The organism is Bradyrhizobium sp. AUGA SZCCT0160 (assembly GCF_018130105.1).
In the GTDB taxonomy this organism is placed as follows: domain Bacteria; phylum Pseudomonadota; class Alphaproteobacteria; order Rhizobiales; family Xanthobacteraceae; genus Bradyrhizobium.
Genome location: NZ_JAFCMD010000021.1, coordinates 71,428 through 85,147 on the forward strand (window position 1 = coordinate 71,428; position 13,720 = coordinate 85,147).

A 13,720-nucleotide genomic window follows, 5' to 3' on the forward strand; every position below is an offset into this window, starting at 1 on the left:
ATCGGAGTCGCCACTTCGAACTGGCAATAAATGGGTAGGGAGGGGTAACCACGATGGTCGATTGAGCTGCGGCAACGCGGGATTAAAATTGCCGGAAAGAAATCCGCTCGCAATGCTCAGCACTGATCAATCGAACGGCGAGGGAGACACTGAGCGGCACAGCGCCAATGTGGAGAGCAAAAGAACGGCAAGTCGTGCGGATCGCTTATCTGGACGGTCGCTCGGACGATAGCGATGCAGGCGCGCTGCCTTCCATCAGGAGCTTTGAAGAACTTCACCCATAGACCACGTCCAAGCAGGGAATTGCTACCATGCGGAATGCCGGACTGCGCAATGATTTCCATATCGATGTCTTCGGCAGCATCCTGGGCCGCAGCATCAAATGGGGCCTGGTGGCCGTTGGCCTCACGATTTTCGTTCCTCAAGCAAAGGCCGAATATCGGGTAAGCATCGGAGACGTGCTGGAGGTCTCGGTGGCGGGTGTTCCGGAGCTGCGGCATCGTGCTGCCGTCCAAATGGACGGGAATATTTCGTTACCACTGGTCGGAATGCTTCCAGTGGCCGGCCTGCCCTTGCCGCAGGCCCGGGACAAGATTGGTGCCGCACTGGCGAGCAAGGTGTTTCGACAGCGCGAGGCCGTCATCGTGATAGACGCAGATCAAGTCACAACGATGGTGGCGGAATACAGACCGATATACGTAAATGGGGACGTGTCGAAGCCGGGCGAGTACCCTTACCGTCCGTCCATCACCGCGCGCCAACTCGTTGCTGTGGCAGGCGGCTACGACATCATGCGAATTAGAATGAACAATCCGTATCTCGAGTCGGCGGATCTGAGAAGCGAGTACGGATCGCTATGGACTGAACTCGCCAAAGAACAGGCGCGTATGTGGCGCATCAAGAATGAGCTTGGAGAGGCGACGCAGCTCAATCCAGGCATTCTGACGGACGTGCCGATAGCTCGATCGGCGATCTCGGAAATAGTCAATGCAGAAACGGAATATTTGAAAACGAAGCAGAGTGACTTTCAGCAGGAAAAGACATTCCTTCAGGGCGGCGTCCGACGGGGAGACGACGAGATCCGCGTGCTCTCGGAGCAGCAGAAGAAAGAGGAAGAGGGACTTCACACAGACCTCGAAGAATTGCAAAAGGCGTCCGATCTTTATGGCAGGGGGTCCTTGACCAGCCCTCGCGTTACGGACGCGCGTCGCGCGGTCTTGCTGTCGTCAACCCGGAAGCTGCAGACCTCTGCGCAACTGCTGCAGGCCAAGAAGCAACAGGACGAGCTCACCAGAAGGCTGGCAAAGCTTGACGATCAGCGCAGGCTCGATCTGCTCCGTGAGCTGCAAGACACCAGCGTAAAGCTCAACCAGATTCGCGAGAAGTTGCAGAGCGTCGGCGAGAAGCTTCAGTACACTTCGATGGTGCGATCACAACTCGCGCGCGGAAGCGGTAACCAAACGGAGATTGCCATCATTAGAAAAGGCGACAAGGGCCAGGAGCGGATTATCGCAAGCGAAGATACCGAGTTGCAGCCGGGTGACGCAGTCGAGGTCACCTTGCGATATCATGACCGTCCTGACGCTTCTCCCCGAAGCCTGAGCAGTTCAAATATCCCGTCAGCGATAGGCCGGGTCGACGCGACCGGGAATGACCCGCTGCGCGTCGGGAGGAGGTGACGAGGGTTGCGGCAACGGCGTTCGTCTACGCCACGACACGTCTTGGCGCGGCTGCCGAAGCTTTCTCGCAGAAACAGTTATTGCGGTCCGGGTCTGGAGAGCGCAGCCGGCGCGCCCAGGCAGGCATTGCACGGAAGCCGGTTGGACGAACACGGAAAGTGGCCGAAATGATCTTGCTGACAGGCGGCGCTGGCTACATAGGGTCTCATGTCTGTATCGCCTTGATGGAGGCCGGGCTTGACGTCGTCGCAGTCGACAATCTCTCCAACAGCAACGAGGCCTCTCTCCAACGGGTGCAATCCATCTGCGGGCGGTCGTTCGTCTTCCGGCACGCTGACATCCGGAATGAAGAGGCCATCTACGAAATCCTTCGTTCCTGCGGGGTGACTGAGGTCATTCATCTTGCGGGGCTGAAAGCCGTGGGCGATTCCAACGTTCGGCCAATGACGTATTACGAGAACAACGTCTTGGGAACGATGCGGCTCGTGTCGGCCATGAAACGGGCAAACGTGAAGTCGCTCGTCTTCAGTTCGTCCGCAACCGTTTACGGCATACCCAGCTATCTGCCGCTCGACGAGAAGCACCCGCTCGGACCGACAAATCCGTACGGCCGCACGAAGTTCTTTATCGAGGAAATGCTGAGGGATCTTTACAGCTCCGACGACGAGTGGCGGATTGGTATCCTGCGGTACTTCAATCCGGTTGGCGCGCACGAAAGCGGACTCATCGGAGAAGACCCGCTGGGCGTTCCGAGCAACCTGTTGCCGTTTGTGGCGCAAGTGGCGATTGGAAAGCGAGAAAAGCTGCTCGTTTGGGGAAACGACTATGACACTCCGGACGGCACCGGTATCCGCGACTTCATCCATGTCGTCGACCTTGCATCCGGTCACCTCAGTGTCTTGCGCCATCTGAAACGGTCAGGGGTGCTCACGGTCAACCTTGGAACGGGCAGCGGCAGCAGCGTTCTGGAAGTCATTCGAACATTTGAGGCGGTGAGCGGCAGGTCGATTCGGTATGAAATCGGCGCGCGCCGGGCAGGGGATGTCGCCATCTGTTACGCCGACCCCACGTTTGTGAAGGAGGAGTTGGGTTGGAAATCGGCGCGATCGTTGGAGCAAATGTGCGCGGACCATTGGCGTTGGCAATTGCAGAACCCCAACGGCTATCGTGGTATCGAGCTTAACGTCCAGGAGCGGTCCAGGCATGCCGACCGGCACCGCCCGAGCGTCCGCTCCAGGGGGGGGTGAGCAAGCACCGCATGGTCCGACCGCATGAGCGGGCTTGAGGACGAGTTGCGGCAGCGCGCACGCCGCCCATCAGAGGTAGCCCGTTAAGACCCGAAATCTCCATACCTGGCAGCGTAACTTGCAGATAAAACGGTGACGGTAGGGACAAACGATGCCGCATTATCGTGTCTACGTTTCGGACGAACACGGCCGGTTGGTGGCCGTGGTCAACTTTGACTGCGCTGACGACGATGCCGCGAAAGAGCGCGCCAAGCAGTTGGTGAACGGCCACGAGGTGCAGCTTTGGCGACAGGTCGCGCAGTTCAAATTCGAGAACCCGCCGGACCGATCCAAGCGGCGACGAGGCGCCCTCGCGCACTAGGACCGGCGCAAGCGCGCGCCACCGCCATCCTGACACCAGGACGCACCGTGACGCTCTGCCGCACATCAATGCGGTTTGTGTCGTTACGATAACCTCAGGGATCGTCTGATGGAGCGATCGCAGCTCCAGCCAGCATGATCCCAGCGCATCATCGACGATCCGATCATCCGCCGAGATCATCGAGAAGCAGGTGTGCCCGGTCAGCGGTGTGCGCGCCCCTGAGCCCCAGCCAGGCCCGCCGCGTTCATCGGTACGGTCTTGATGCCGTCCGCTTCTCGCGAGGCTTCCCGGGGCCGGCCAAGCCCGTCTTCGAAGGCTTCGTCGCAAGAAGGGGCGGGGAGCGCCGTCGCGGTCTGAACGCAGCGACGTGTGGGTCCGGTCAAGGGCGTGCAACGAGCGGCATTCCCGACCGTCGACGGATACGACTGTCGTCGCCGCCCTTCGCCTGGCCAAGACGCAGGGACGCTACCCGACCTAGGTCGGCATCGACGGCTCCCGGTGGTCGCACACGAGCCGGATCGTCTGCAGCGTCCTCGGTGCCGATGTGTCCGTGTGACATTGCAGGACTTCGTGCAGATCGAGATAGGCCGCCAGCTTGGGCCCGCCTGCCCGTCAGCGCCCGCGAGATTTCGCCGCGGCCTTTCGCGTGCCATTCTGGCTCGATCTCGATGTCGGCAGCCGGACATCGCGCAACGCGAAGACGTCGTGGCGGCACGCCTCGCTATTGCGCACGCAACGCATGCAAACCGCGGCGGCACTGACTTTCAAATCCCGCCGCGATCGCCGGCTATTTACCAAACCGCGCTGCGCCAACAGTCCTTGGGTTGATGTCCTTGCGGATCAGGCCGTCGTAACGCGCTACCTCGGCTTGATTTGTCTCGTGGTTAAGCACTTCCACTGGCGCCGGCCCCCCGATTTGCTTGATTTCGGAGATCGCCGCGATGGTGTTCGGGTGTCGCTCGCTCACACTTGCGATTGAGGGCTGAAAGCTGCTTGCCCGATTGTTCATCCCCCAAATCGCCGCTTGCGTCCGGTTCTGGACCCGGATCTTGCGCAGGATTGCCTTGACGTGGACCTTCACGGTCGCCTCGGCGATGTCGATTTTTCGCGCTATGGATTTGTTGGACTCGCCTTCGATCAGGCCGCGCAGGATCGACTTCTCCCGAGGGGAAAGCTGCGGCGCGATCGTGTCCTCGCTTGTAACGAGGATTGCCTCGCCGCTTTCGTCGCTCGGCGTCGCCTCAGGCAGATGGTTGCCTTTGGAATCGAGGAACAATGACAGGAATGCCGGCGGAAAAAATGTTTCACCCATCATCACCAACTCGACGGATTTGATGAATACGTCACACCTCATTACGTCGACGAAAAAGCCATTGGCGCCGGCCCGAAATGCCGAAACCAGTTCATCCAGCCGATAGTGATCGGCCACGATTGCAAAGCGGCCGCCCGGATACCTCTGTCGCAAGATTTCGATCTGTTCGAGGGCGACGCTGAAATCGTCACCGGTGTGGACAATGAGAAATAGCAATTGATGTGGTTGGAGTTTGCCGGGCGGCAAATCATCAGCGCACGATACCGAGGCGGATGTGCGACAATTTGCTGCGCGTAGGATTCTGGCAATTCCTTCCCTAACTAAGATGCTCCTGCCAACGAGAACCGTTGTAAAAGATTTTTGCCTCCGCATTTTACTCTCCCGCCAAACGCAATTGTTTTGAACTAAATGATTGGCTCGTACTTCAGTCGGACTTCTTCTCCGGTCGTCTTGCTCCTTCGTTCAAAGGGGTTTTTTGTTGGCGGATTTGAAAGGCCCCGAATCTGTGATGCTTGCTTTCCTACGTTCGCAGGGATATCGGCTTGGCAGGTTTCGAGGGATCCGCGTTAGTAAAGTCTTTACGAATGTTAGATTCGAATTCTCCGTATCCCTATATACCTTTGGTTATAGTGCCCGCTCGGGCAGATGGATGTCGTTCATAATGGCTAACGACCCCTTCTGCCGCATTCTCTGAGCGAGTTGATAGCGCGACGCTAATCAGGCGTTGTGAAACTTTTGCGCTGCTGACGGTGTCGCCAAGTACAGATGCACTGGCGCGAGAGCTTCAAATGATGAAATGCGAAAGCGAGTAACGCGTGACTCGAAACCGATCCGTACTTCTACGGAAGCACTGCGAAGGGGTTACATCTTTTGAGACACAGACAGGCAGACAGGACGCAGGTTAACCTCGTTTTGCGTTGCGGCATCAAATGCCGTGCATTGTTGGAAATTTGTCTCGAACTCGTTTAGGCTAGCAGTGAAACAAGCAGGGGCGAGTGGGGTTTAAGTTATTGGGGGGACAGGCTGAGGACCGCCCGATGCGTTGTACCAGCGTAGTGATCGCAGACCGGCATCCGATCGTTCTGCAGGGGTTGAGCCGCCTGCTTGGCGCCGACGGCGACTTCAACATTGTTGCGAGTTGCAGTGACGGTGCGAGTTGCATCGAGGCGCTGCGGAAGTTCAGGCCGGACATCGCAATTCTTGGCGTTTCAATTCCTGGCGTGACCGAGTCGGAAATTCTCTCCGTCATCAATTCCGAGAATCTTTCCACGCGACTGGTGTTTTTCACCGCATCTGATGAGGACTGCGAACTGGTTATGGCAGCTGCGGCCGAAGGCTACAGCGTCATTTCGAAGGATACGGAGTCCGAAGCTCTGATGCAGGCCTTGCGCGAGGTTGCGACAGGTCAGCGGCTGTTGCCACTGCTTTCGCCTGAGCAAACGATAACTCGGGAGCAAAGCGCGGTCGCTGAGAATGCGCTGACAACGTTGACGGATCGTGAGCGCCAGATCATGCGCCTGGTGTCCGAAGGATTATCGAACAAGGAAATTGGTCGGCGCCTGAGTATTACCGACGGCACCATCAAGGTGCATCTTCATCACATTTTTCAGAAGCTCGAGATCAGTAACCGGACGGTGCTTGCGGCGCTCGCAATTTCGCAGAGCGATCGCGCGGGTACCCCTGAGGACAAGCCGGCGCAGCCCATCTCTTCCGATTGATGGAAGCTGGGACAGGCTGAGGGAAATCCGTGCCGGTCCAATCAATAAAGGTGACCTGGAAGTACCAAGTCATCGGCGACGTCGATGGATCGAACATGTCGTCCGTACGGCTGGCCATTTTCGCATGAGACGATAGCCTCATCGGTACTGGTGGCGCGCTCTAACCCAATCGGGTGAGACGAAATTCTCGCTTTCAGTGCCGCTTTGCCAGGCTGTCTCGTGTTGTGTCCAGGGCTGGTGGCACTACTTCAACGTATTCGCGATGAATGGTGGTCGGCGATTTATTTCCATCGAACAAGACGCTGACGCTATTCACGTAGACGCTCCCTCCAACAATCGTGCCCGTCTTGTTGGCAAGGCGCGCGCAGCGTGATGCACCAAGAGCGCTCATTCGAACACGAACGCCAATCGATAGGTTGGACTTCATGGGACAGTCCAGGCTGCAATCGAATCAGTGCAGAGCTATTCTGACACACGACGATATTCGGCTGGATGCGGCGTAACCAGAACACTTCCTTGGCGCAGAAGCGTTTTTTAAGGGGTACCCCCATTGGATGGTAGACTTGGCGCGTCGTCTGGCGACAGTCTTAGGTGCGATTCGTGCAGTTCATGATCAGCGCGGGCTGTGTGCCGGCGGCCGCGCGGCTATCGACCTCAATCAGGGCGGTACGAACGAACGTTATTCCAATATTGTTCACCCGTTGGTTTCGTGCGATTTTGAGCGGAGGCAAAATGCGTATTGCTCTGCCATACGCGGCTATTGTCTGGTGCATCGCTGTTGCGATTTGGATCGCCTTGGGCACGGCGCCATAGCAGGCGCTTCGATATCTGGCAGGAACGTCGCTGTCCAGGCATCGGCCTAGGCCTGCCTGAAACTGCAGAGCGGCCGGATTGTCCCGGAGAATCTTCCGACAAAAATCCTCGTCGCCAGCCGGCTGGCAAGAGCGCGAACGCGCGATAATATCGATCGGCTCAAACTTGGCGGATCACCTTTTCGGCGCACTTCAGGAAATTCCGGACTAACGGATTGAGAGAATCCCGGCGCCAGCAAACCGCGACATCAATAGCGTCGTCGGCATCCAGGAAAGGCCTGAACACGACACCCGTTGGACATCCGAGTTCGGCGCAGGCTGGAAGGATCGCCAGGCCTTCCCCGGCGAGGACCATGCTGAGAGCCGAGTGGACCGTTTCGACCCGGTTCGCAACCGGCATGCCGACCTGATGCCGCCTCAGCAGCGACGTCACAACAGAGGTCGCGGGATCTTCAGCGGCCCCGGGCAGGCTGATCAGCGGGCGGCCCTCAAGTCTTTTCACCGGTACGGCCGCGGAGCGTGCCAGCGGCGAACCGGCCGGCATGGCCAGCATCAATCGCTGCGTTCCGATCGTGGAGGCCTCAATTTCGCTGTGACGAATTGCAGGCATGCACAGTGCGACAGTCACGCTGTGGTCCAGCAACCGCGCCTCCCGCGTCGACGCGCTCAGTTCTATGAATTCGAGGTCGACCTTCGGAAGCGACCTTCGGAGTTCCGGAACGAGCTTGGGCAACACGGCGTGGGCGAGCGCGAACATGTACCCGACTGACAATCTCCCCCGGCGTCCCGCCGCCACCGCCCTGGCTGCCTCGAAACCTTCAGCCGTCAGGGCCAGCGCTTCACGCGCGCGCGACAGCAAGGCCCGACCGGACGCCGTCAGCTCCATTCCCCGGGTGTCCCGACGAAACAGCGAAGTTCCTACTTCCGATTCCAGTTTGCGAATCTGAACCGACAATGGCGGCTGCGCCATGCGAAGGCGGACGGCTGCCCGACCCACGCTGCGTTCTTCTGCAACGGCAACGAAGTAGCGGAGACGGCGGAGGTCCGTTATTGGCATACCGAAATCTCGTGCCATACCGAAATCGTATGGCTCCGTTGTCCGATGGTATTGGACCTGAAGTCAATGCGAATGTCATCTTCGCGTCAACTCGATCCCGGGGCCTTGGCGCGATGAGTGATGAACTGTGCTTCCTGCCTGCGACTGAACTCCGCGCACGGATCGTCCGCAAGGACGTTTCACCGATTGAAATTACATGTGCCGTTCTTGCCCGCGCCGAGCGAATGCAGCCCGAGTTGAACTGTTTCATCACGCTCTGCGGCGACGAGGCGATGGCCGAGGCAAGCAAGGCGGAGCGTGCGGTCATGGCCGGGGAGCCGCCGGGCGTTCTTCACGGCGTTCCGTTCACCGTGAAGGATCTGGTTAACACCAGGGGGGTGCGAACGACGTTCGGAGCGGTCCCCTACAAGGATAACGTTCCTGATCATGATGCGGTCGCCGTGGCGCGCATGCGGGCAGCGGGTGCCATCCTCATAGGCAAAACCACGACGCCGGAGTTCGGCACCAAGTGCCTGACGGATTCGCCGTTGTTCGGCCGTACGCGCAATGCCTGGAGCGGCGCGCGCTCGAGCGGTGGCTCAAGCGGGGGAGCGGCGGTTGCCGTGGCCAGCGGCATCGCGCCTCTGGCGATCGCGACGGATGGCGGCGGCTCGACGCGGATTCCGGCGGCCTGCAATGGCGTTGTCGGGCTGAAGCAAAGCAACGGTGTCATTCCCCACAGCCAGGTGCAGGACGCGTTCGGCAACCAGACCTACGTCACCCCGATGACGCGCACCGTCGCGGACACGGCCCTGATGATGCAGGCAATGTCGGGAGAAGATGCTTCCGATCCGTGGTCGATAGGATTCCCGCAATGGAATTTCGTCGAGGGATCGGCTCCAAACGGAGATCTGCGCGGGCGCAAGATTGCATTCTGCCTTGCGCCTTCAGGCCGGCCGGTTGCGGCCGACGTCGCAGCCGCATTCAAGGCGGCGCTTGCCAGGCTGGAAGCCCTTGGGGCCGAGGTCGAGGAAATGTCCGCCGACGGATTTGAGGTGGAGCCGATCTGGCGGGCCATCAATCACACTGCCTGGCGCACGCGATTCGAGAAGCTCGCGGCCGATCATGGCGACGTGCTGAGCGAAACCTTCAAAAAGCAACTGGCGCTGGCCACGAAGGTAAGCGGCGTTGACTATCAGCGGGCGATGTTTGACCGTACAGCCTTGTTCCGGCGGATTCAGAGTTTGTTGCAGAGGGTCGATATTCTCGCGATGCCAACCATCACCCGCACCGCGCTTCCGATCGATCAGGACCTGTTCGGCACGATCGAAATCGACGGGCGAGTGTTGAGCGACGTTCGGCCAAGCTGGTTTCCTTGGACGATGCCGTTCAACATGACCGGTCATCCGGCGGTCAGTCTGCCCTGTGGCTTTGATGCGGACGGCCTGCCGTTCGGCATTCAACTCGTCGGCAAATTCCGTGGCGACATCGAACTGCTGCGCGTCAGCGCGTTGTTTGAGGGCTCGCAAGAACTGCTTGGCCGGTGGCCGGGGCTGGACGTCTAAACGAAAATGCGGCCGCCATCACACCTGATCGCCGGCAAGGGACTGGCCGCCAACGAGGGAATCGAGACTTGAGCGTCTTCCTTTTCCGCCGCTTTCTGACACTGCTGGCGACGCTGGTTGGCGCGTCGCTCATCATCTTTTTCGTTCTGGATGCGTTGCCCGGCAACGCCGCGCAGATGCTGATGGGCGCGGATGCCTCGCCTGACGCCGTCCGGGCGCTGACGGTCAAGCTCGGGCTGGATCAGCCGCTGTACTATCGGTACGTCCATTGGATCAAGGGGATGCTGACCGGCGATCTGGGCAACAGCTATGCCTATGGCACCCCTGTCGCCGGCCTGATTGCGGAGCGCCTCACGCTGACGATTCCGTTGGCCGTCATGTCGATGTCCATGACGGTCGTGCTGGCCCTGGCTGCCGGAATCTATACGGCGGCAAATCACAACAAGCTCGGCGATGTGGGCGTGATGTCGCTGACCCAGTTCGGCATCGCGCTTCCCAATTTCTGGTTCGCCATCCTGCTGATCCTGCTGTTCTCGGTGAAGCTGCAATGGCTTTCGGCCGGCGGATTTGCCGGCTGGGACGAAAGCATCATTGCCGGGATCAAGTCGCTGCTGCTGCCTGCGATCTCGCTATCGGTGGTGCAGGCGGCGATCCTCGCACGGGTCACGCGTTCGGCGGTGCTCGAGGTGCTGCGTGAGGATTTCGTGCGCACCGCACGCGCCAAGGGTTTGAGCAAGCGCGACGTCTTGTGGCAGCACGTGCTGCGCAATGCGATGATCCCGGTGATGACGATCATGGGCCTTCAGTTCGCCAACCTGCTGGCGGGGACGATCGTGATCGAGAACGTGTTCTATCTGCCGGGTCTCGGCCGGCTGATCTTCCAGTCGATCGCCAATCGCGACCTGATCGTGGTGCGCAACTGCGTGATGCTGCTGGCGGCGGTGGTTGTCATCGTCAACTTTGTGGTCGATGTGCTCTACGCCTTCATCGATCCGCGCATCAAGGTACACAGCCTATGAATACGCCGCTGAGCGCCTCAGTCGAGGTTGGCGGCGCCACTGCGCGTCCGCGGCTTGCAACCGGCTTCTGGCGCCGCGCGCTGCGCCACCGCAGCTTTGTCGCGGGGGGCACGCTCAGCCTGATGGTGCTCTGTGCTGCCTTGCTGTCGCTGGTTTGGACGCCGTGGTCCGCCTATGAAATCGACGTGGCCTCCAAGCTGCGACCACCGTCGGCCGCGCATTGGCTCGGCACCGACGTGCTCGGCCGCGATATCGTCTCGCTGCTGCTGGTAGGTGCCCGTTCCACCATCATGGTTGGCATCATCGCCGTCGGGATCGGTCTCACTTTCGGGGTGTGTCTTGGACTGATCGCCGCCGCGCGCAAGGGCTGGACCGAAGAGATCATCATGCGGATGAGCGACTTCACCTTTGCGTTTCCCGCGGTGCTCTCGGCCATCATGCTGGCGGCGGTCTTCGGCCCGGGCATGGTGACCTCGATCGTCGCCATCGGCATCTTTCAGATTCCGACTCTCGTCCGGTTGACCCGTGGATCGGCCAATGCGATCTGGGCGCGGGAGTTCGTGCTGGCCGCGCGCGCCTGCGGCAAAGGCGGCTTCCGCATCACGATCGAGCACGTGCTGCCCAACGTCCTGCCGATCCTGATCGTTCAGGCGACGATCCAGTTCGCACTCGCAATCCTGGCCGAAGCGGCGTTGTCCTATCTCGGGCTTGGCACGCAGCCGCCGCAACCGTCCTGGGGTCGCATGCTGAACGATGCCCAGACGCTGCTGTTCCAGTCGCCGATGCTCGCGGTCTATCCGGGCGCGGCGATCGCCATCGCTGTGCTTGGACTCAATCTGTTCGGAGACGGATTGCGCGATCTGCTCGATCCCCGGCTGGCGCGGGAGCGTTGAGCATGACCGTGTCCGCCAACGCGCCTTTGATCGAAGTCAGCGACCTCGGCGTGCGGCTCAACACCAGCCGCGGCCCCGCGCAGGCCGTTCGCGGCGTCAGTTTCTCGCTGAGGCGCGGCGAGACCCTGGGCCTCGTCGGCGAATCCGGATGCGGCAAATCCGTCACCGCGCTGGCGCTGATGGGCCTGCTGCCCGACAGCGCCGTCATCAGCGGCAGCATCCGCCTCGACGGCAGCGAGTTGGTGGGTCTGCCGGATGCGAGTTACTGCAAGCTGCGCGGTAATCGCATCAGCATGATCTTCCAGGAGCCGATGACCGCGCTCAATCCGATGCACACGATCGGCCGCCAGGTGGCCGAACCATTGCGGCGCCACACCAATTGTTCGGCGGGAGAGGCGCGCAAGCAGGCCATCGCCTTGCTCGATCGTGTCGGGCTGCCCGATGCGGCGAAACGCGTCGATGCCTATCCGCACCAGTTCTCCGGAGGGCAGCGGCAGCGCGTTACCATTGCCATGGCGCTGGCCTGCCAGCCCGACGTGCTGATCGCCGATGAACCGACCACGGCGCTCGACGTCACCATCCAGGGACAGATTCTCGACCTGATCGCGGATATCGTTGCCGAGCGCGGCATGTCGATGATTCTGATCTCGCACGATCTCGGCGTCATCGCCGAGAATGTGCAGCGCATGATGGTGATGTATGGCGGCACCGTCGTCGAAAGCGGCGCGACGGAAGCGGTGTTCACGCGCATGGGACATCCCTATACGCAGGGGCTGTTTCGCGCTCGCCCGCGCCTTGGGGCGCGCAAGGGCACCCGGCTGAAGACCATCGCCGGCACCGTGCCCGAGCTTGCCGATCTGCCCTCCGGTTGCACTTTCGCCGACCGCTGCGCGATCGTCGAGGATCGTTGCCGCGTGGCGCCGCCGGCCGCGGTGGACGTCGGCGCCGGCCACGGCGTGCGCTGTCTCAGGACGGATGTTTCGATGGCTGAGGCGGCCGGAGTTTTGGGCGCATGACCGTGCTGGACCAGGTGTCATCGTCCGCCGAACCGCCGCTGCTCGATGTGAAGGATCTGGCGCAGCGCTACACCTTGCCGCGCGAAAGCGTGTTCAGGCCGGCCGGACAGGTGCATGCGCTCAACGGCGTCACCGCACAGGTGACGGCGGGCCGAAGCCTCGGTGTGGTCGGCGAGTCCGGATCGGGCAAGTCGACCTTCGCGAGGCTGGTGATGGCGCTGGAGCGGCCGTCGTCGGGTTCGGTGTCGCTCATGGGCCGCGACCTGAACCGGCTGCCGGCTGACGAGTTACGCCGCGCCCGGCGTGATTTTCAGATGGTGTTTCAGGATCCCTACGGCTCGCTGGACCCGCGACAGACCATTGCGCGCATCGTCGCGGAGCCCTTGACCGCGCTCGGACGCATGGATCGCGCCGCGCTGCGTCAGCGCGTTGCCGACGTACTGCGGCAGGTCGGACTGCGCGAGGCCGATATGGACAAGTTCCCGCATGAATTCTCCGGCGGCCAGCGCCAGCGGATCGCGATCGCGCGCGCGCTGATCACCCAGCCAAAACTGATCGTCGCCGACGAGCCGGTCAGCGCACTCGACGTCTCCGTGCAGGCGCAGGTGCTCAATCTCCTGCAAGACCTGCAGGATCAGTTCGGATTGAGCTACGTCCTGATCAGCCACGATCTGGCGGTGGTGGATTATCTCTGCGACGAGATCGCGGTGATGTATCTCGGGCGGATCGTCGAGCAGGGGAGCCCTGAGGATCTGTTCGCGCATTGCGCCCATCCCTACACGCGGGCGCTGCTCGAAGCGGTGCCGCGCGCCCGGGCCGGCGGAGTGCGCCGGCGCCGCGGTGCGCAGGTGATCGCCTCGCATTCGGTGGGCGCAACGGGATGTCCCTACGCGTCACGCTGTGCGCTCGCCGACCAGCACTGTCGCGAGGTCGCGCCTGCGCTGCGCACGGTGGGTCCATTGCAATCAGCCGCGTGCCATCGCGCCGAGACTGTCATGGCATTGCCTCCGGTAGCGTCGGAGGAGAGTTAGCCTTTTATGCGGGACTGGCTTAGTCTGGTCG

Annotated in this window: 11 protein-coding genes; 9 read left to right on the forward strand and 2 right to left on the reverse strand. The window is 61.0% G+C overall.

All coding sequences use genetic code 11. The features are described 5' to 3' along the window. The first annotated feature begins 311 nt into the window (after positions 1 to 311). From JQ558_RS28180 to JQ558_RS28190, 3 genes are all read left to right on the forward strand, one after another. Entirely contained in the window at positions 312 to 1,679 is a 1,368-nt protein-coding gene (locus JQ558_RS28180; protein WP_212295821.1) for a polysaccharide biosynthesis/export family protein, read from the forward strand. A gap of 167 nt (positions 1,680 to 1,846) precedes the next feature. Continuing rightward, on the forward strand, positions 1,847 to 2,926 hold the full coding sequence (galE, locus tag JQ558_RS28185; RefSeq protein WP_212295822.1) for a UDP-glucose 4-epimerase GalE: 1,080 nt from the start codon (positions 1,847 to 1,849) through the stop codon (positions 2,924 to 2,926). Positions 2,927 to 3,077: 151 nt separating this feature from the next. After that, positions 3,078 to 3,287 carry a hypothetical protein gene (locus tag JQ558_RS28190; RefSeq protein ID WP_212211099.1) on the forward strand — a complete coding sequence of 70 codons (210 nt, stop codon included), beginning with the start codon at positions 3,078 to 3,080 and terminating at the stop codon, positions 3,285 to 3,287. 787 nt (positions 3,288 to 4,074) lie between these two features. Here the strand turns inward: JQ558_RS28190 and JQ558_RS28195 are convergent. Then, the gene (locus JQ558_RS28195; RefSeq protein ID WP_409410591.1) at positions 4,075 to 4,845 is read right to left on the reverse strand and encodes a LuxR C-terminal-related transcriptional regulator; all 771 of its coding nucleotides are present in this window, start codon (positions 4,843 to 4,845) and stop codon (positions 4,075 to 4,077) included. A gap of 791 nt (positions 4,846 to 5,636) precedes the next feature. Between JQ558_RS28195 and JQ558_RS28200 the strand changes: the two genes are divergently transcribed. Next, positions 5,637 to 6,317: a response regulator transcription factor gene (locus JQ558_RS28200; RefSeq protein ID WP_212211103.1), complete on the forward strand. Its 681-nt coding sequence runs from the start codon at positions 5,637 to 5,639 to the stop codon at positions 6,315 to 6,317. Positions 6,318 to 7,289: 972 nt separating this feature from the next. On the opposite strand, the gene JQ558_RS28205 is transcribed toward JQ558_RS28200, so the two are convergent. Further along, the gene (locus JQ558_RS28205) at positions 7,290 to 8,186 is read right to left on the reverse strand and encodes a LysR family transcriptional regulator (RefSeq protein WP_212211202.1); all 897 of its coding nucleotides are present in this window, start codon (positions 8,184 to 8,186) and stop codon (positions 7,290 to 7,292) included. A gap of 113 nt (positions 8,187 to 8,299) precedes the next feature. Here JQ558_RS28205 and JQ558_RS28210 point away from each other — a divergent pair, with 113 nt between their 5' ends. From JQ558_RS28210 to JQ558_RS28230, 5 genes are all read left to right on the forward strand, one after another. Then, positions 8,300 to 9,730: an amidase gene (locus JQ558_RS28210; RefSeq protein ID WP_212295875.1), complete on the forward strand. Its 1,431-nt coding sequence runs from the start codon at positions 8,300 to 8,302 to the stop codon at positions 9,728 to 9,730. 68 nt (positions 9,731 to 9,798) lie between these two features. After that, positions 9,799 to 10,749, forward strand: a complete 951-nt coding sequence (locus JQ558_RS28215; RefSeq protein ID WP_212295824.1) for an ABC transporter permease — start codon at positions 9,799 to 9,801, stop codon at positions 10,747 to 10,749. Beyond that, positions 10,746 to 11,642, forward strand: coding sequence for an ABC transporter permease (locus JQ558_RS28220; RefSeq protein ID WP_212295825.1), 897 nt, complete (start codon positions 10,746 to 10,748; stop codon positions 11,640 to 11,642). Before JQ558_RS28215 ends, JQ558_RS28220 begins: the two co-directional genes overlap by 4 nt. A 2-nt stretch (positions 11,643 to 11,644) precedes the next feature. Then, positions 11,645 to 12,658, forward strand: a complete 1,014-nt coding sequence (locus JQ558_RS28225; RefSeq protein ID WP_212295826.1) for an ABC transporter ATP-binding protein — start codon at positions 11,645 to 11,647, stop codon at positions 12,656 to 12,658. Then, positions 12,655 to 13,689, forward strand: coding sequence for an ABC transporter ATP-binding protein (locus tag JQ558_RS28230; RefSeq protein WP_212295827.1), 1,035 nt, complete (start codon positions 12,655 to 12,657; stop codon positions 13,687 to 13,689). The genes JQ558_RS28225 and JQ558_RS28230 overlap by 4 nt, the downstream gene beginning before the upstream one ends. Positions 13,690 to 13,720: the final 31 nt, after the last annotated feature.